We start from the raw sequence: 18,042 nt of genomic DNA, 5'->3' as shown, positions 1-18,042 counted from the left end.
GAAGAAAACAATGAAAAAATTAACTTTGATGGCATTCGCCCTGGGTATGCTCGCATTCACAGCATGCTCAGAGAAGAAGGCAGCAGCTCCAGCAGAGGCAGCAGCTCCAGTAGAAGAAGTAGTAACCGACTCAGCATTCCAGGCAGCAGCAGCTGGTGACTACAAGAGTGCAGATGGTAAGCGCGTAATTACTCTCAACGCAGATTTCACCGCAAAGACCACCAACCTCGACAAGGACTACTACAAGTGGGAATTGGAAGTAAAGCCACAGGGCACAGAGGCTAATATTACTCTCGACCGCAAGGGCCTTGATGCAGATGTAAAGGATCAGGCAACTCTTGATACAGCAGAAGGCAAGCTGATAGTAAAGAACGAGACTTTCCGCAAGGCAGCTGCAGAAAAGAAGTAATTCACTTCTCATACTAAAAAAACAAAGTGCCTCCACTTCACAGTGGGGGCACTTCTATTCATAAGGTATTAGTTTCTTTAAGGTAAAAAGATTGTATTCAGGATAACGTTTGCAAAGGTACTGCTTTTTATCGAAACAAACAAATCATTTTGTATGTTTAAAAACATATTTTGCATTTTTCCATACCTTCTATGAAATTTAAGGGCTGATAATTTCCGTACTTATCAGAAAATTTGTATCTTTGCACCATCAAACGAGGAAAATAGCAGTTTTTGAAATCATAAAATAATTCTATAGAATATGGCAATTAATGAAGAAAGCAAAATCGAAGAGAAAGCAAAGAGCATCTCTTTCGTAGAACAGTTGGTTGAGGAAGACCTCAAGGAGGGTAAGAACGCAGGTCGAATTCAGACCCGTTTTCCACCAGAGCCTAACGGTTACCTTCACATCGGTCATGCCAAAGCCATCTGCATGGATTTCGGCGTAGCCGAGAAATACAAGGGTGTCTGCAACCTCCGTTTCGACGACACCAACCCTAGCAAGGAAAATAACGAATACGTAGAAAACATTCTCCAGGATATTCAGTGGCTCGGCTTCAAGTGGGGCAACATTTACTATGCTTCTGACTATTTTGAGAAGTTGTGGGATTTTGCAATTTGGATGATCAAGAAGGGGAATGCTTACATCGACGAGCAGACCGCTGAGGAAATCGCAGCACAGAAGGGTACTCCTACTACTCCAGGTACTGCCAGCCCATACCGCGACCGTCCTGTTGAGGAGAACCTCGCTCTCTTTGAGAAGATGAATACTCCTGAGGCTGTTGAGGGTAGCATGGTACTCCGTGCCAAGCTTGACATGGCTAACCCTAACATGCACTTCCGCGACCCTATCATGTATCGTATTATCCAGACTCCACACCACCGCACAGGAACCAAGTGGCATGCATATCCGATGTATGACTTCGCACACGGACAGAGCGACTACTTCGAGGGTGTAACCCACTCTATCTGTACACTGGAGTTTGTGCCTCACCGCCCACTCTACGACAAGTTTGTTGACTTCCTGAAGGAGATGGACGGCAGCGATGACGTATTGAACGACAACCGCCCACGTCAGATTGAGTTCAACCGCTTGAACCTCACCTACACCGTGATGAGTAAGCGTAAGCTCCACACATTGGTGGATGAGCACTTGGTAAATGGTTGGGACGACCCACGAATGCCTACACTTTGCGGTATGCGTCGCCGTGGTTACTCACCAGAGAGCATCCGCATGTTCATCGACAGCATTGGCTACACCAAGTTTGATGCTCTCAACGACATGGCACTTCTGGAAGCTTCTGTTCGTGAGGACTTGAACAAGAAGGCTTGCCGCGTAAGCGCTGTGCTCGACCCAGTGAAACTTGTCATCACCAACTATCCTGAGGGTGAGAGCGAGGAGATGGAGGCAATCAACAACCCTGAGAACGAAGCAGATGGTACACATACCATCACTTTCTCAAAGAATCTCTGGATTGAGCGTGCCGACTTCATGGAGGATGCTCCTAAGAAGTTCTTCCGTATGACTCCAGGCAAGGAAGTACGCCTGAAGAACGCTTACATCGTGAAGTGTACCGGTTGCACCAAGGATGAGAATGGCGTTATCACAGAGATTCAGGCTGAGTACGACCCAATCAGCAAGAGCGGAATGGAAGGTGCCAACCGCAAGGTAAAGGGTACTCTGCACTGGGTATCTGCAGACCACTGCGTAAAGGCTGAGGTACGTGAGTACGATCGCCTCTTCGCCATCGAGAACCCATCTGCTGATGAGCGCGACTTCCGTGAACTGCTCAATCCTGAGAGCTACCACGATTTCAAGAATTGCTACGTAGAGGAGTATGCTGCAACCAAGAAGCCAGGAGAGTATCTTCAGTTCCAGCGTATCGGCTACTTCATGGCAGACCTCGATACCACAGACGAGAAACCTGTATTCAACAAGACTGTAGGCTTGAAGGATACCTGGGCTAAGCAGAACAAATAAGTGATGAAATAAAAAGCTAGGAGTTTGGAGCTATTTAAAGCTATCGGCTCCTAGCCATTCACAATACATAATAAGATAAATAAACATAATGAATACAGCAGATCTTTTTCTTTGGATTCTGGATAACTTGAACTATTGGGTGGTTACTCTTTTCATGGCCATAGAAAGTTCATTCATACCATTCCCATCAGAAGTGGTTGTTCCACCAGCTGCTTGGAAGGCAATGGATCCTGACAGTGGAATGTCGTTTATCCTCGTCATCGTGTTTGCCACCATCGGTGCAGACCTCGGTGCTCTCATCAACTACTATTTGGCAAAATGGGTTGGCCGCCCTATCATCTACAGTTTTGCTGACAGCCGAATCGGCCACATGTGCCTCATCGACCGCAAGAAGGTGGAAGTGGCAGAGGAGTTTTTCCGCAAGCATGGTGCTGCATCTACCATTTTCGGCAGATTGGTACCAGCGGTTCGCCAGCTTATCAGTATCCCTGCTGGACTGGCAGGAATGCACGTAGGCAAGTTCCTGCTCTACACAACTATCGGTGCCGGTGTATGGAACACCGTATTGGCAACCATAGGTTGGGGAATTTATGAATATACTGATTACAAGACAACTCAGGATGTTTACAAGCAGGCAGTACAGTATAGCCACGAGATTGGTTATGTCATTCTGGCACTTGCCGTAGTTGTCGTTGCGTTTATAGCATACAAGGGAATCAAGAAGAAATAAGCATCCTTTTCAAACACAATAAAATAAGCCCTTTATTTCATCAAATAGAAATATACAATAAAAAAGAATCTCTCCGTAGAAGTTCAAACATCTACGGAGAGATTCTTTTTCATATCTGATATTCCCAATATTACTTTTCACTGCCGGAGAACTGCTTGATGCGCTGCTCTTCAGATAGCTTGCAGATAAGAAGGGTGCCATCTTCCTCTGCTACGATGTAGCCTTCCAATCCCTGGATAACCACCTTCTTCTCGTTCAAGGTATGAACGATGTTGTTCTTTGACTCAATCATCACGATATTGTCACCAATGGTAGCATTGCCATACAAATCCTTACGGCTCTGTGCCAGGAGGCTACCCCATGTACCGAGGTCACTCCAACCGAAGTCGGCAGGCATCACGAATATCTCCTCAGCCTTCTCCATGATGGCATAGTCAATAGAGATACTCTCACACTCTGGATAACGAAGATCGATTTCAGTCTGCTCCTTGTCAGTGCCATAGATACTGCGCATGCTCTCGAAAATCTTCGCTATGCTAGGCTGATAAACACGAAACGCATTGACGATGGTTGCCGCACTCATCACGAAGATACCAGCATTCCAGAAGAAACTCTTATCCTTGATATACTCCGTAGCAGTAGCCAAGTCTGGCTTCTCCCTGAACTGATCAACACGATAAATTTCCTTATTGCGGGCAGAAGGCGTACGCAAATCTGCCTGAATGTAGCCATAACCAGTTTCTGGACGGGTAGGCTTCATACCCAAAGTTACGATACTGTCAGTTTCACTGGTAAACTTCAAGGCAGAGACAATCACTCTTCTGAATTCATTGCCATTCATCACGATATGATCGGCAGGAGAAACCACAATATTAGCCTGTGGATCCTTCTCCTTGATGCGCCAGCTGATGTAAGCAATACAAGGTGCTGTATTTCTACGGCATGGTTCCTGCAAGATGTTACCCTCAGGAATTTCAGGCAACTGCTCGTGAACCAGCGCTGCATATTTCTTATTTGTAACTACCCAAACATTCTCAGGTGCGCAGACGCCCTCGAAACGGTCGAAGGTAAGCTGCAAAAGTGAGCGACCTGTTCCTAGAACATCGATAAACTGCTTTGGCTTTTCCTCGGTACTCATAGGCCAGAATCTACTGCCTACTCCACCAGCCATGATGACTAAATGATTATTTTTATGAGCCATATTCTTTTTTTTATAGATATTTGGCAAAAGTAATAAAAAAAAAGGAGATAAACGAAAAAAGGATGGAAAAGTTTCCATCCTTTCTTTATTTTCTTAATATTGAATGATAATTATCCTTTTTTTTCACTCTTTTTCCTAGAGTTTAGCCAATTCAGCCTTCCAGTCGGCATAAGCCTCAAGATATGCCTTGCGGTTAGCCTCATCAGGTTCAATCACTGCCAACTTCTTGAGAGATGCAAAAGCCTCATCATGATCCTTATAGATGCCAGCACCGATACCTGCACCCTTGGCAGCACCAGCACTACCATCAGTCTCATAAAGCTCGATTGTAGCACCGCTCACACCAGCCAAGGTATCACGGAACAATGGGCTGAGGAACATGTTTGCCTTACCGGCATGAATCTTCTTGATATCCATACCCATCTGCTGCATAATCTCCATACCATAGCAGAAGCTGAACACGATGCCCTCCTGGGCTGCACGAACGATGTGTGCACGGTTGTGCTTGTTGAAGCTCAGACCACGGATAGAGCAACCCACCTCACGATTCTCCAATACACGCTCGGCACCATTGCCGAATGGAATAACCTTCACGCCGTCGCTACCGATAGGTACGCCTGCAGCCAAATCGTTCATATCTGCATAGCTTACATCTGGAGTTACATTGCGATGTACCCAAGCGTTCAGAATACCAGTACCATTTACACAAAGCAAAACGCCGAGACGATCTAAGTCTGTGGTATAGTTAGCATGAGCAAAGGTATTGACACGACTCTTTGGATCATAGTTCACATCTCCAAGCACACCATAAACCACACCTGAGGTACCGGCAGTACTTGCTATTTCACCAGGATTGAATACATTGAGGCTGACAGCATTGTTAGGCTGGTCACCAGCACGATAAGAGATAGGAGTACCCTCCTTCAGTCCGAGTTCCTCGGCAGCCGCCTTGCAAACCACGCTCTGAACAGAGAAGGTAGGAACAATGTCGGCAATCATGCTCTCATCGAAGCCAAAGTAATCGAGCAGGAACTTGGCAGGCTTCTTTGCCTTGAAATCCCACATCATACCCTCAGAAAGGCCGCTGATAGTAGTATTCACCTCGCCAGAGAGTTTCATGGCGAGATAATCACCAGGCAACATAATCTTATCAATCTTGTCGAACAGTTCAGGCTCATTCTCTTTCACCCAAGCCAGCTTAGAGGCAGTAAAGTTACCAGGAGAGTTCAACAAATTGCGCAAGCAGAGATCCTCGCCCAAATCATGGAAAGCCTTCTCGCCGTAAGGCACGGCACGAGAGTCACACCAGATGATTGAAGGGCGCAACACCTGCTGGTTCTTATCTACACAAACCAAACCGTGCATCTGATAAGAAATACCAATGGCGAGAACATCCTCACCCTTGGCACCACATGCTGCCATAATCTTCTTGAGAGCCAACTTGGCATTATCCCACCACATCTGTGGATCCTGTTCTGCCCAACCGGTCTTCACCGCCATAATAGGCGCTTCATGATCTGGATAGAATGCAGATGCTACGATTTCACCATTGTCAACATCTGTGAGTGATGCCTTCACAGAACTTGAACCCACATCAAAGCCTAATAAATATCTTCTTGCCATTTTTATTCGTATTTAATGTTAATTAATTAAGTTACTTGTATTTTATGCTTCATACATACATATATAATACGAATACATCTCCATTTTCCCCCTTTTTGAAACTATAAAAAAATCAAAAATCACCAAATAAATCAATTTCCTGCGCTTTTTTCTCTTTCTGTTCTTCGGCTCCAGCTTCCGGAAAGGCAGTAGCAGAAGAGAAGTCAAGCATCAATTGCCTGACAGCCGAACTATGATAATTGATACGATAAACACCATATTCCTTACCTTTCTCTATGAAAGAACGAGGATCTTTGGAATTTTTCATAAGATACTGAGCCACAGAATTATACACCACCTTATAATCTAGGGGATGAAAGATGGAGTTACCGGAATTATAAACATGGCGGGCAATTTTCTCTAATTTGAGACCTTTGCTGCCAGCCTGTACCAAAACGCTCAGTATTTCTTGTTCAAGATTCATTTTAATCAATAAAAGTAGAAAAAGCAAAATATCATATCCACCTAAGCATAAAAAGGAAGATATTAAAAGAGAAAGAAAAAGCCGCAGCCTCCCACCCTTCCGGTCAAGAAACTGCGGCTCTTTAAGATACTATTATTTAAGCGAGAGCAACCTTGTTGTCCTCTGACTTAATCTTGCCTTCTTTGAAGAGCCATCCAATACCAAGGATAGTATCCTCAATAGAGATGTTAGCCATCTTTGCAATCTCCTCCAATGAAAGAGCATTCTCTGCTGCTGCCAAAGCCTGGTAAACATCACCAGCGCGGAAACCAGCGTTTTCTGCGTTCAAATAGATAACTTCCGTCTTTGCTGCAGCTGTTGCTGTAGTCTTCTTAGCTGCTGTAGCTGTCTTAGCTGTTGTAGCCTTCTTTGTTGCTGTCTTCTTGACAGCTGTCTTTGTTGCTTTCTTTTCTACCATGTCTTTAGTAAATAATTGGTTATACGAAGTTTGGCTTATGCTTACTTCTTTAATTATTTCTTCTGCAAAATTAAATAAAATATTTCAATTTTGAGCCTTTTTAAGTAGAAAAGTGCTAGTTAGCAAGAAGTTGCAGTGTTTTTTTTGACTTAAGTCAAGTTTTAAGCAATGCAACTCCTCTTATGTTAACACTTTAGTCTTTCAAATCGAGTTTGATTTCCAACTCATCGAGCTGCTTTGGATCCAACTCTGATGGGGCATCAAGCATCACGTCGCGACCTGAGTTATTCTTAGGGAATGCGATGCAGTCACGGATACTGTCGAGACCTGCCATGATACTTACGAAACGATCAAGACCGAAAGCAAGACCTGCGTGAGGTGGTGCTCCATACTTGAAGGCATTCATCAGGAAGCCAAACTGAGCCTCGGCACGCTCTGGAGTGAAACCGAGAACCTCGAACATCTTCTCCTGCAGCTGGGTATCGTGGATACGGAGAGAACCTCCACCCACTTCGATACCATTGCAAACAAAGTCGTATGCCTTGGCACGAACCTGCTCAGGATGCTCGTCGAGCAATGGGATATCATCAGGATTTGGCATGGTGAATGGATGGTGCGTAGCCATCAGACGCTGCTCCTCATCGCTCCACTCGAAGAGAGGGAAGTCAATAATCCAAAGGCACTTGAACACGTTCTTGTCGCGCAAGCCGAGACGGTCACCCATCTCAAGGCGCAAAGAGCAAAGCTGAACACGTGTCTTGTTAGCGTTGTCACCACTCAAAATCAATACGAGGTCGCCATCCTTGGCACCCATCACTGTCTTGATTTCTGCGAGTTCCTCTGGAGAATAGAACTTGTCGATGCTACTCTTTACGGTGCCGTCAGCATTGTACTTGATATATACCAATCCCTTGGCACCTACCTGTGGACGCTTCACGAAATCGGTCAACTCGTTCAACTGCTTGCGGCTATAGTCAGCGCAACCAGGTACACAGATACCACCGATATACTTAGCCTCATCGAATACAGAGAAGTTGCCCTTGCCTGCGAAGGCATCCTTCAACTCTACGAACTCCATACCGAAACGCAAGTCAGGCTTATCACTACCGAAACGGCGCATAGCCTCATGCCATGTCATCTGCTCCAGCTTAGGAAGCTCTACGCCACGAATCTCCTTGAACAAGTGGCGAGCCATCTCCTCGAAGAGGTTGATAACATCATCCTGATCTACGAAACTCATCTCGCAGTCAATCTGAGTAAACTCAGGCTGGCGGTCGGCGCGGAGGTCCTCATCGCGGAAGCACTTTGCAATCTGGAAGTAACGGTCGAAACCTGCTACCATCAAGAGCTGCTTCAAAGTCTGAGGACTTTGAGGAAGTGCGTAGAACTGACCTGGGTTCATACGAGATGGAACCACGAAGTCACGGGCACCCTCTGGAGTACTGCCGATGAGGATAGGAGTCTCCACCTCCATGAAGTTCTGAGCATCGAGGAAGTTGCGAATCAAGATACACATACGGTGGCGCAACTCCAGGTTCTTGCGCACAGCAGGGCGGCGCAAGTCGAGATAACGATATTTCATGCGAATATCGTCACCGCCATCGGTGTTGTCCTCGATAGTAAAAGGAGGAGTCTGGCTCTGAGAAAGCACATTAAGCTCCTTTACCAGGATTTCGATATCGCCAGTATCCATCTTAGGATTCTTGCTCTGTCGCTCGCTTACCACACCCTTAATCTGGATGCAATACTCACGACCCAGCTTGTTGGCAGCATCACACAAATCTTTATCATCGGCCTCATTGAAGACCAGCTGTGTGATACCATAACGGTCGCGCAAGTCAACGAATGTCATACCACCCATTTTCCTTGAGCGCTGTACCCATCCGGCAAGTGTCACTTCCTTGCCAGCATCAGAGAGGCGTAACTCTCCACATGTATTACTTCTGTACATACCTTATTATATTATATAATTTATTTCCAATTTGCAAAGTTACGATAAATAAAGGAAATAACAAAATAAAATCGCAAAAATGTTACAGAAATAACATCTTTGCGATTTTTTAAGCGGCAATAGGGCTAGAAATCAGCCCATCACCTGCTATATTTCATGTCTTGAAAGCAAGTAGCTTTCACTTACAATTCTTTTATTTATTGGCTTTTCTTTTATTTATTGGCTTTCTTGAAAGCCTGACGATGGAACTGCTCCTCTGCCTTGAGGATGCGAAGCACCTTGCTGGCAGGCAGGATATACAGAAAACGAGAATGATATTCCTGCTGCAACTGCTTCATCTCAATGTCCAGTTCGTCCTGTCGGCGGATAGCCTCCATGCAGGCACGTTCGTCTTTCGGGTTGACATAATGAAAGCGGCGCATTGCATCAAAATGAAATCGCATTTTCTTCATCATCTGGCGATATACAGGAAAAAACCTGGCCGCCTCTCTTGGGGTAAGCCCGGCATGAGTGGTGATATACTGCTCCAATTCTGCCTCAAAGCGCTTCGGGTCAAACGGCGGGCGCTGCTTCTTGGCATTACCAGCCCATCCTTCCGTGCTCACCATGCTCAGCATGCTGAGCATTATCACCGACAGCAAAACCGCCAGTTTGCTTTTTATGAGTTGCTTCATCATTATCATGCTTCTTTATTTGCTTTATTTTGATTCTTATTTATGTTTACTACTCTTGATTTCTACCACAAGCTCTAGTTCTCTGCCACGAGCTGCGCATAGAAATCCTGACTATCCATCATGGCATAGTCTGCCATCTGGTCAAAACTATCATCCCCGCTACTGTAAGTAGCTTGGAATCCTGCAGAATGAGCCATCTGCACATCCCCCTTTGCAGAATGCTGCAAAGCTACCATCACTCCACCTCCCAGCAAAACCACCGCTGCAGCAACAGCCGCTGCAACCTTGGCTATAGCCAATCGATTCCACAGGGAAACCTTCATAGCCTTTCGAGGAGCAGAAGGAGCCATCGGCTCAACAGCTTTCTGTTCTGGAATCTGCGCCATTATCTGGTCTGCCAACTGGTCGAAATACCCAGCAGGTATCTGGAAATGGTTGCCATTGCCAAAAGTATCTTTTATTTTTTTCTCTTCCTTCATCATATCAATATCCCTTTCTTCATATTTTAGAGATGCTTTTTATTAATAAAGACGAAACCGCACGCAAAAGGTTTAATCTTTTATTCACCCAAATGCAAATATTCTGTTATTTTCTTCACTGCCAGGTGATAAGACGCTTTGAGCGCCCCTTCGCTGGTATCTAATATCTTGCTGATTTCCGAATATTTCAGTTCATCGAAATACTTTAATGTGAACACCGTGCGCTGCACTTCGGGTAGCCGGGCCACAGCCTCCTGCAACCGGGCTTGCGCCTCATCCCCATCAAAGTAATCATCGCCCATCAGCCGGGCAGCCACGCCCGGTTCATCCTCCGTACTTACAGTAGCAGAGTTCACGTTCTTCTGCCGCCGCACAAAGTCGAGAGCCTCATTGATGGCAATGCGATAGAGCCATGTGGAAAGCGCCGACTTTCCCTGAAAGGTATCCAGATTGTTCCAAATCTTAAGAAAGGCATTTTGCAACACATCGTTGGCATCTTCATGGTTCAGCACGATACGACGCACCTTCCAGTAAAGCGGTTCGCTATACTGCCTTACCAGCACAGCGAATCCTTCCCGCCTTGTGTGCGGGTCTTGGAGCATATCTATCATTTCCTTATCACTGAGTTCCATATCATTATATGACCTTAATTGATGTATTACTAAAAATTTGCCTAAAGATATTTCTTCAACACGGCATATATCACCTCGTCGAATCCATATACATCGGGATAGTTTGCCATTCCTCCAGCAAACGGATAGAGCGTGTAATAGGTAATGAAAAGCGGAACCTGCGGCTCTACCTTCACCGAGCCCACCACCTTGCTGCGAATGTTTAGCGAGTCGGCAGTCATGGAGTATTCGATGCGCCCCAAGAGTTTCTCGTTCTTATCTTTCAGCAGGAACTTGGCCAACTCAAAAGGTTTCTCCACTCTCACGCAGCCATGCGAAACGCCACGATCTTCTTTTTCAAATACGCCTCTGCTAGATGTATCATGCAGATAGACAGAGAAGTTGTTATCGAAGCGGAAGATAATTCTACCCAAGGCGTTGCCTTTTCCACCACGCTGCACTACGCCGTATTTGCCTGAAGCAAGCATGTTGCGACTAACCATTGCCGGATCTACCTCCTTACCCGTGGCACGATCGGAGATATAATAGTTGCGAGACCTGAAGTAGCCCACATTTCCGGCATGATGCACCATATCCTTGATGATGATGCTGCGAGGAACAAACCATTTCGGGTTCAAGTCCATCCGCTTGAAATAGCTGGTAAGCAATGGTGTCTTGGTCTTGGTTGATCCGCAGCCGATGCGCATGGAAAGGGTATCCTGATGGTCGATGGCGAAGAGATGGTAAGACGGGATATTGACCAACACATACTTCTGATGCTTCTCCGGACTATCCGCCTGTCGCCAACGGCAACGTTCCATATTCACCAAAATCTTGGTTCTCATGGCTTTGCCCAACCCTGGCGCTTGCAGTTTTGCCATCAACTGCTCATAAAAAGCAGACTTTGGCTGCACGTCACGCAGAAAAGCCGACAAAGGGCTGATTACCCCCTTCTGTCTGTCATCTCTTTCTCCATCGTTGCTACGTCCACTTTTTACAATCTGCTGCAGGGCAAGATGATAGAAGCTGTCGCTAGCATGATCTATCTTCACATCATAAAGTCCACGGTATCTCACGGGACGCTTGATGGAATCATATGGATTGGGCTCTATGCTGTCAAGACGGTTCAGAACAAAAGTAGGATTCACGTAGCCGAAACGCTGCCCACCCACATAGCGCAGGTATGATTTAGTGAGCCAATACTCCAGCCTAGCCAGCACATGGTTTGCGTCCTCAGTTCCCTCGCCCAACTGCAAGTCACGAAGACGCTGCAGATCGGTCTCTATGTTTTTTACATAGAAATGCTTCGGATTGAATCCCATATCGCCCACCTTCTGCAGATAAGCAAGCAAGGTGTCAGCACGCTGGTCCACCCCATGCCTGTCTATCCAAAGAAAGCCACCTCTGTTACTATAATATCTTTTGGTATGCTGGTCGGCAACAGTAGAGCCCCCGTCATTGCGCATCAAACTGTCCATCAGCTCCCTAATCATTCTAGAGTTGATGGCATAGTTTGGGTTACGCATGTCCTGATAGTATTCTAACGATAATCCTACATTGCTATTGGGTTCATGCTCCTTGCATGACAACAGAGCCATACATAGCAATGCAGGGATAATCTTTAATAGTTTCACTTTTGATGTATTACTGTATTACTATTTAGGGTAAACGTTCAGTTACTTAAGAAAAGTTACCTCTCATAGAACAGGTAATGCCTATACGGGCAAAGCCTATCGCCTAACGGTAATCTTACGGGTAAACGAAGGTCCTACCTTAATAATATATACACCATCTGGCAGAGCAAGGCTGATGCGTTTATCAACCCCATCCACTCTAAATGATTTCACGGCGATGCCTGCCAGGTTATAGATGGTAACCACCTGATTTCCGGCACCCGTGATGTGCATCACCCCGTTGCTATACGTAAGCGTGATGTCCTGCACATCCATATCTATCAACTCCACGGCACTGTTAGCAGCCATGGTTGTTGCTGGCATTGCGAGCATCATGCCCGCAACAGTTATGATGGTAAATAGCGTTTTCTTCATATCGTTGCTGTTTTCGTTAAAATACTTTTTGCAAAGATATAAAAAAAGAAGGAACCCACCACCTTTTTCGGCAGAAAGTTCCTCCTTTTTAAGAATATTTAATCTATGTATTACATGATTCCGTCAGCGCGGAGCTTCTCCTGCCACTTCCAGGCAGATGCAAGCACGTCAGAAAGGTTAGCCTCAGCCTTCCAGCCGAGCACCTTGTTAGCCTTGGTGCAGTCGCCCCAGATCTTCTCGATATCACCCTCACGACGAGGACCATATTTCCAGTTCAACTTCACGCCAGTAGCCTTCTCGAAGGTCTCAACGATTTCGAGAGTTGAGTTACCATTACCTGTACCAATGTTGAAGTACTCAATAGGCTCAGTCTCCTTGTCGAGCACACGGGCCATAGCGCAAACATGAGCCTTGGCAAGGTCAACTACATAGATGTAGTCGCGGATACAGGTTCCATCAGGAGTATCGTAGTCGTTACCGAAGATGGTAAGCTCCTTGCGGATACCCATGGCGGTCTGTGTTACATAAGGAATCAGGTTGTTTGGCACGCCATTAGGCAACTCACCGATTTCAGCAGATGGATGGGCGCCGATTGGATTGAAGTATCTCAACACGATGCTCTTAATGTTAGCGCCACTATGGATATAGTCGGCAATAATCTGCTCGTTAATTTCCTTGGTGTTACCGTATGGAGAAGTAGCCTTCTGGTGAGGAGCATCCTCAGTAACAGGCAGGTTCTCCGGCTTTGGCTGACCGTAAACGGTGCAGGAAGAAGAGAAGATGATACCCTTTACATTATACTGTGGCATGAGCTCAAGCAGGTTGATGAGCGAAACCAAGTTGTTGCGGTAGTAGAGCAAAGGCTTCTGCACGCTCTCGCCCACAGCCTTGCTGGCAGCAAAGTGGATAATACCCTCGATAGCTGGATACTTCTTGAACACGGCCTCTGTTGCAGCCTTGTCGCGCAAATCTACCTGCTCGAAAGCAGGGCGAATGCCTGTGATTTTCTCAATACCGTCGAGTACCTCGATCTTAGAGTTAGAGAGGTCATCTACGATTACTACGTTGTAGCCAGCCTGCTGCAACTCTACTGTGGTATGGCTACCGATGAAGCCTGTACCGCCTGTTACCAAAATTGTCTGTTTCATTATCGTTAGCTTTATTGAAAAGTTGATATTCTAATTAACTAGAATCTAGTTACGGATGCAAAAGTACTGCAAAAATATGAAACTACAAAATAAAATCAAAAAAATATCTCGACAAATTCTTTATTTTCAAGAATTAGCTGTAACTTTGCACTTGAAATAACTCGAATATAATTATCAACTAAACGCAAAAAAGATTTTATGGTAGCAAAACATTATGACATAAATCAAGACATGCGATACTTGCAGCTCCTGGCCCAGTCGTTCCCTACTGTGGCTGAGGCGAGCACGGAGATTATCAACCTGCAAGCCATTCTCAACCTCCCGAAGGGCACGGAACATTTCCTTGCCGACATCCACGGAGAGTATGAGGCTTTCCTCCACGTATTGAAAAATGCATCAGGAAACATCAAGCGCAAAGTGAACGAACTCTTCGGCAACACACTGCGCGAACAGGATAAGCGTGAGCTCTGCACTCTCATCTATTATCCAGAACAGATGCTGGAACAGGTGAAACAGCGAGAAGCTGACATTAACGACTGGTATCACATCACCCTGCACCAGCTGGTGGCTGTATGCCGTGATGTATCGAGCAAATACACCCGTTCCAAGGTGCGCAAGTCGTTACCATGCGATTTTTCCTACATCATCCAGGAACTCCTGCATGAGCATACCGAAGACCATGACAAGGCAGCTTACGTCAACGTCATCGTAGATACCATCATCAGCACTGGGCGTGCCGACGATTTCATTGTAGCCATCGCTAACGTCATCCAGCGACTCGCCATCGACCAGCTCCATATCTTGGGCGACATCTACGACCGTGGTCCAGGCGCACATATCATCCTCGACAAGATGCGCCGCTATCACAGCTGGGACATGCAGTGGGGTAACCACGACGTGCTCTGGATGGGAGCAGCTGCCGGCAACGATGCCTGCATCTGCAACGTTATCCGTCTCTCGCTGCGCTATGCCAACTTGGCTACCCTGGAAGAAGGATACGGCATCAACCTCATCCCACTTGCCACCTTTGCGATGGACACCTACGGCGACGACCCTTGCGAGGAGTTCAAGCCTAAGATGACGGGCGGTGCTGCTGCCATGGATGAGAAGACACAGCGACTCACCTCCTTGATGCACAAGGCCATCGCCGTAATCCAGTTTAAGATAGAAAGTCAGCTCTTCCAGAAACACCCGGAATGGAAGATGGAGGGACGCCGACTCTTCGAACAGGTAAACTTCGAGAAGGGAACAGTGATGGTGGACGGAAAGGAATATGAGATGACTTCCTGCAACTTCCCTACCATCGACCCGAAACAGCCTAACAGGCTGAGCCCGGAGGAAGAACTGCTGATGCAGAAACTGCACCACTCCTTCAAGGTTTGCGAAAAACTGCACAAGCATATCCGCGTGATGCTTCAGCATGGCTGCATGTATGCCATCTTCAACAACAACCTGCTCTTCCACGCATCCTGCCCACTCAACGAAGACGGAACATTAAAGGAGGTGGAAATCTATCCAGGACAGAAGTATAGCGGAAAGGAACTGATGCACCATACAGGCATGCAGATTCGCACTGCCTTCCAGCAAGACAGCGACCCTAACGAGCAAGAATACGCCATCGACTACTTCATCTATCTGTGGTGCGGCCCTGACAGTCCACTCTTCGACAAGAGCAAGATGGCTACCTTCGAGCGCTATTTCATCGCCGACAAGGAGACCCATAAGGAGGAGAAAGGCTACTACTTCAAGTTGCGCGACAACGAAGAGGTGATAGACCACATCATGGATGCCTTCGGACTTAACGGCGAGAACCGCCACATCATCAATGGTCACGTGCCAGTGCGCACCCTGAAGGGCGAGAATCCTATCAAGGCAAATGGTAAGCTGATGGTCATCGACGGCGGTTTCTCCAAGGCCTACCACAACGAGACGGGCATTGCCGGCTATACCCTGGTTTATCACTCACGCGGTTTCCAACTGGTTCAGCACGAACCATTCACCAGTGCCGAAGACGCCATCAAGCGTGGCACCGACATCAAGAGTACCACCCAAATCGTGGAGATGTCAAACCGCCGCATGCTTGTAGCCGATACCGACATAGGTCATGAACTTCGCAAGCAGATTGAAGACCTCGAAGAACTCCTTTATGCCTTCCGCCATGGAATCATCAAGGAGACTGAAAGAAAGAAGTAAATACAACAAGAAGATCAGATTTCGCAAGTGGCTTAGCTTCTCTAAGCGCTTGCGAAATATCACAGAATACAGACAAATCAAAACTATCAGAAAAATGAAGAAAATGAGATTGATGAGCTTATCACTCATGGCTGCACTTGCTATAGCTCCAGCCTTCACGGCAAGTGCACAATGCAAGAAGGCAGAAAGCAGCTACTGCAAAAAGAATACAGATGCATGCTGCAAGGACGCAAAGCAAGAAGGAGTCTATACACAAGACTACAGCAACGACCCGAAATTGGTGAAGGCTGCACAGAAATGGTACAAGAAGGGAAAGTGGCGCAACGGCTTCAAGAAGGCTGATGCCCACAGCAGTGTAAACCTGGTAGATTTCTACCTGCAATATCAGAAGAACCCGGAACAATGGAAGGCACTCTTCGACTTCATCGCCAAGACCGACCTGCTCGCCATCCCTGGCGGCAAGCACCCTATTCCAGGCTCCAACCTCACCATCAGCGTTGAGGACAGCAAGAACGACCCATTGGAGAAGCGCGGCAGCGAAAGCCATTACCACCACATCGACTTCCAGTATGCGGTAAAGGGCGTGGAGCGTTTCGGCGTCATCGACCATCTTACCAGCAAGCCTAATTGCAAGTATCGCCCAGACGTTATCCACTACGATTACGACAAGTCGCGTGCCCGCTTCTACGACAGCACCCCCGACAAGTTCTTCATCTTCTTCCCTGGCGACTGGCATATCGCCAAGATTGCCAACGATACCGACAATCAGGACATCAGAGTGATTGTCATCAAGGTGGATTATAAGGATTAACCGAAATATGAATTAGGATTAATCGAGATCAAAAAGGATTAATCCATAAGATAAAAGTTCTATCCGCCAATGGCGGATATACATACGACGACACCGGACTTGCATCCGCCAATGGCGAATGGAAGTCCGGCGTAGCTGAATAGAACATTCGTTTCGAAGAAAGTTCTATATCTTAGGCAGAGAAGTTTTCTTCTTGCTTACCTTAAATCTGTCAAAGCCCTCACCATAGACACCGATTACTGAACTCTGGCTCACAAAGGCAGTAGGGTCAATCTCATCTATCAGACGAAATATCTTCTGCGACTCACGCTGTCTTGCCAGCACGAAGAGCATGTGAACATCCTTTCCGCTATAGCAACCATGACCATCCATCACCGTACAGCCACGGTCGGCAGCCGTATTGATAGCAGCACTCAACTCCAGGTATTTATCAGAAATGATAAAGAACTGAACCGAACGGCGCAAGGCATTTACCACATGATCTACAGTGATAGACATCACGAAGAGGCAGACGTAGCCATAAATCACCATCTCCCACGAACGGAGCACCAGATAGGAACTGGTGATAATAAGCAAATCGCACACCATGATGACATGTCCCAAAGAGATGTTATAATACTTATTAATCATGGCAGCCACCGTATCGCTACCTCCCGTCGATCCATTGCATCCCAATCCCAATCCGGCACTACTGCCCATGAAGAAGGAACCGATTACCGTAGCCATGAAAGGCTGATCGTGAAGCAACGGAGTCATGCCCACGGTGTGCGTCTCGATGAATCGGGTTGCCGCCGCAAAGATAGCCACGCCATAGATGGTCTTGGCACAGAATTTCCACCCCAGAATACGGAAGGCGATGAGCAGCAGAAACACGTTGAGCACCAAATAAGTGACAGAAGCCGGTATACCGAAGCCCCAGCAGACAATAGAGGAAATACCTCCCACTCCACCCATCGTGATATGGTTTGGAATCAGGAAGATGTTGAGTCCGATACTACCTTCTATCATGGCAAGAGCAATGATGATGTAGTCACGAAGCTCGTGCATTTTTGTTTTTCTCGTCATTGTGTTTAAATCTTTTTTTTGTAATTTGCCATCCAACCGACGCTGGAAAGGCACCAAATATTATTCTTTTCGGCTGCAAAGTTAATAGAAAATTTGTTAAACACAAAGCAAAAACCGCCAAAATATCGTGAAAACATGAAAAAATCCCAAAAACATTCTC

The 18,042-nt window shown here is 46.5% G+C and carries 17 protein-coding genes; 5 read left to right on the top strand and 12 right to left on the bottom strand.

From position 1 onward, the window contains the following. The first annotated feature begins 10 nt into the window (after nucleotides 1–10). The 3 genes from V8Z93_RS09215 (at nucleotide 11) to V8Z93_RS09205 (ending at nucleotide 3,158) form a co-directional block, all read left to right on the top strand. On the top strand, nucleotides 11–409 hold the full coding sequence (locus tag V8Z93_RS09215; protein WP_203038531.1) for a hypothetical protein: 399 nt from the start codon (nucleotides 11–13) through the stop codon (nucleotides 407–409). A 300-nt stretch (nucleotides 410–709) separates the two neighbouring features. After that, complete coding sequence (locus V8Z93_RS09210) at nucleotides 710–2,428, top strand: glutamine--tRNA ligase/YqeY domain fusion protein (RefSeq protein ID WP_203038533.1); 1,719 nt, start codon at nucleotides 710–712, stop codon at nucleotides 2,426–2,428. An 88-nt stretch (nucleotides 2,429–2,516) separates the two neighbouring features. Next, the gene (locus tag V8Z93_RS09205) at nucleotides 2,517–3,158 is read left to right on the top strand and encodes a DedA family protein (RefSeq protein ID WP_238405112.1); all 642 of its coding nucleotides are present in this window, start codon (nucleotides 2,517–2,519) and stop codon (nucleotides 3,156–3,158) included. 130 nt (nucleotides 3,159–3,288) lie between these two features. On the opposite strand, the gene V8Z93_RS09200 is transcribed toward V8Z93_RS09205, so the two are convergent. From V8Z93_RS09200 to galE, 11 genes are all read right to left on the bottom strand, one after another. After that, entirely contained in the window at nucleotides 3,289–4,359 is a 1,071-nt protein-coding gene (locus V8Z93_RS09200) for a mannose-1-phosphate guanylyltransferase (RefSeq protein ID WP_203049943.1), read from the bottom strand. A gap of 135 nt (nucleotides 4,360–4,494) precedes the next feature. Continuing rightward, nucleotides 4,495–5,982, bottom strand: coding sequence for a xylulokinase (locus tag V8Z93_RS09195; RefSeq protein ID WP_203038537.1), 1,488 nt, complete (start codon nucleotides 5,980–5,982; stop codon nucleotides 4,495–4,497). Nucleotides 5,983–6,094: 112 nt separating this feature from the next. Continuing rightward, nucleotides 6,095–6,445, bottom strand: a complete 351-nt coding sequence (locus V8Z93_RS09190) for a hypothetical protein (RefSeq protein WP_203038539.1) — start codon at nucleotides 6,443–6,445, stop codon at nucleotides 6,095–6,097. A gap of 136 nt (nucleotides 6,446–6,581) precedes the next feature. Further along, a complete protein-coding gene (locus V8Z93_RS09185; RefSeq protein ID WP_203049939.1) occupies nucleotides 6,582–6,902 on the bottom strand; it encodes a winged helix-turn-helix domain-containing protein in 321 nt (106 codons plus the stop codon). A gap of 193 nt (nucleotides 6,903–7,095) precedes the next feature. Beyond that, on the bottom strand, nucleotides 7,096–8,853 hold the full coding sequence (gene aspS, locus V8Z93_RS09180) for an aspartate--tRNA ligase (protein WP_439431321.1): 1,758 nt from the start codon (nucleotides 8,851–8,853) through the stop codon (nucleotides 7,096–7,098). A 212-nt stretch (nucleotides 8,854–9,065) separates the two neighbouring features. Further along, the gene (locus tag V8Z93_RS09175) at nucleotides 9,066–9,530 is read right to left on the bottom strand and encodes a hypothetical protein (RefSeq protein WP_439431320.1); all 465 of its coding nucleotides are present in this window, start codon (nucleotides 9,528–9,530) and stop codon (nucleotides 9,066–9,068) included. Between the two features lie 71 nt (nucleotides 9,531–9,601). Beyond that, a complete protein-coding gene (locus V8Z93_RS09170) occupies nucleotides 9,602–10,009 on the bottom strand; it encodes a hypothetical protein (RefSeq protein WP_439431319.1) in 408 nt (135 codons plus the stop codon). Between the two features lie 77 nt (nucleotides 10,010–10,086). After that, nucleotides 10,087–10,638, bottom strand: a complete 552-nt coding sequence (locus V8Z93_RS09165; RefSeq protein WP_439431318.1) for an RNA polymerase sigma factor — start codon at nucleotides 10,636–10,638, stop codon at nucleotides 10,087–10,089. A gap of 41 nt (nucleotides 10,639–10,679) precedes the next feature. Beyond that, complete coding sequence (locus tag V8Z93_RS09160) at nucleotides 10,680–12,251, bottom strand: L,D-transpeptidase family protein (protein WP_439431317.1); 1,572 nt, start codon at nucleotides 12,249–12,251, stop codon at nucleotides 10,680–10,682. 96 nt (nucleotides 12,252–12,347) lie between these two features. Next, entirely contained in the window at nucleotides 12,348–12,665 is a 318-nt protein-coding gene (locus V8Z93_RS09155) for a T9SS type A sorting domain-containing protein (protein ID WP_439431316.1), read from the bottom strand. Between the two features lie 110 nt (nucleotides 12,666–12,775). After that, nucleotides 12,776–13,813, bottom strand: a complete 1,038-nt coding sequence (gene galE, locus V8Z93_RS09150; RefSeq protein WP_439431315.1) for a UDP-glucose 4-epimerase GalE — start codon at nucleotides 13,811–13,813, stop codon at nucleotides 12,776–12,778. Between the two features lie 198 nt (nucleotides 13,814–14,011). On the opposite strand from galE, the gene V8Z93_RS09145 reads away from it, so the two are divergent. Together V8Z93_RS09145 and V8Z93_RS09140 are read left to right on the top strand one after the other, a co-directional pair. Next, entirely contained in the window at nucleotides 14,012–16,006 is a 1,995-nt protein-coding gene (locus V8Z93_RS09145) for a fructose-1,6-bisphosphatase (protein WP_439431314.1), read from the top strand. A gap of 94 nt (nucleotides 16,007–16,100) precedes the next feature. After that, on the top strand, nucleotides 16,101–16,817 hold the full coding sequence (locus V8Z93_RS09140; protein WP_439431313.1) for a YhcH/YjgK/YiaL family protein: 717 nt from the start codon (nucleotides 16,101–16,103) through the stop codon (nucleotides 16,815–16,817). A 165-nt stretch (nucleotides 16,818–16,982) separates the two neighbouring features. Here V8Z93_RS09140 and V8Z93_RS09135 read toward each other — a convergent pair whose 3' ends face one another. After that, a complete protein-coding gene (locus tag V8Z93_RS09135; RefSeq protein ID WP_203049922.1) occupies nucleotides 16,983–17,882 on the bottom strand; it encodes a YitT family protein in 900 nt (299 codons plus the stop codon). Between the last annotated feature and the right edge of the window lie 160 nt (nucleotides 17,883–18,042).

This window comes from Segatella copri (genome assembly GCF_051861805.1).
GTDB classification, from domain to species: domain Bacteria; phylum Bacteroidota; class Bacteroidia; order Bacteroidales; family Bacteroidaceae; genus Prevotella; species Prevotella copri_M.
Note: the sequence above shows the minus strand (reverse complement) of the source record. Positions and strands in the feature narration are given on the sequence as shown.

Bases quoted from the DNA above. Each gene is read 5' to 3' on its own strand.
- V8Z93_RS09215 (WP_203038531.1), top strand. From the start codon at position 11: ATGAAAAAATTAACTTTGATGGCATTCGCCCTGGGTATGCTCGCATTC.
- V8Z93_RS09210 (WP_203038533.1), top strand. From the start codon at position 710: ATGGCAATTAATGAAGAAAGCAAAATCGAAGAGAAAGCAAAGAGCATC.
- V8Z93_RS09205 (WP_238405112.1), top strand. From the start codon at position 2,517: ATGAATACAGCAGATCTTTTTCTTTGGATTCTGGATAACTTGAACTAT.
- V8Z93_RS09200 (WP_203049943.1), bottom strand. From the start codon at position 4,359: ATGGCTCATAAAAATAATCATTTAGTCATCATGGCTGGTGGAGTAGGC.
- V8Z93_RS09195 (WP_203038537.1), bottom strand. From the start codon at position 5,982: ATGGCAAGAAGATATTTATTAGGCTTTGATGTGGGTTCAAGTTCTGTG.
- V8Z93_RS09190 (WP_203038539.1), bottom strand. From the start codon at position 6,445: ATGAATCTTGAACAAGAAATACTGAGCGTTTTGGTACAGGCTGGCAGC.
- V8Z93_RS09185 (WP_203049939.1), bottom strand. From the start codon at position 6,902: ATGGTAGAAAAGAAAGCAACAAAGACAGCTGTCAAGAAGACAGCAACA.
- aspS (WP_439431321.1), bottom strand. From the start codon at position 8,853: ATGTACAGAAGTAATACATGTGGAGAGTTACGCCTCTCTGATGCTGGC.
- V8Z93_RS09175 (WP_439431320.1), bottom strand. From the start codon at position 9,530: ATGATGAAGCAACTCATAAAAAGCAAACTGGCGGTTTTGCTGTCGGTG.
- V8Z93_RS09170 (WP_439431319.1), bottom strand. From the start codon at position 10,009: ATGATGAAGGAAGAGAAAAAAATAAAAGATACTTTTGGCAATGGCAAC.
- V8Z93_RS09165 (WP_439431318.1), bottom strand. From the start codon at position 10,638: ATGGAACTCAGTGATAAGGAAATGATAGATATGCTCCAAGACCCGCAC.
- V8Z93_RS09155 (WP_439431316.1), bottom strand. From the start codon at position 12,665: ATGAAGAAAACGCTATTTACCATCATAACTGTTGCGGGCATGATGCTC.
- galE (WP_439431315.1), bottom strand. From the start codon at position 13,813: ATGAAACAGACAATTTTGGTAACAGGCGGTACAGGCTTCATCGGTAGC.
- V8Z93_RS09145 (WP_439431314.1), top strand. From the start codon at position 14,012: ATGGTAGCAAAACATTATGACATAAATCAAGACATGCGATACTTGCAG.
- V8Z93_RS09140 (WP_439431313.1), top strand. From the start codon at position 16,101: ATGAAGAAAATGAGATTGATGAGCTTATCACTCATGGCTGCACTTGCT.
- V8Z93_RS09135 (WP_203049922.1), bottom strand. From the start codon at position 17,882: ATGACGAGAAAAACAAAAATGCACGAGCTTCGTGACTACATCATCATT.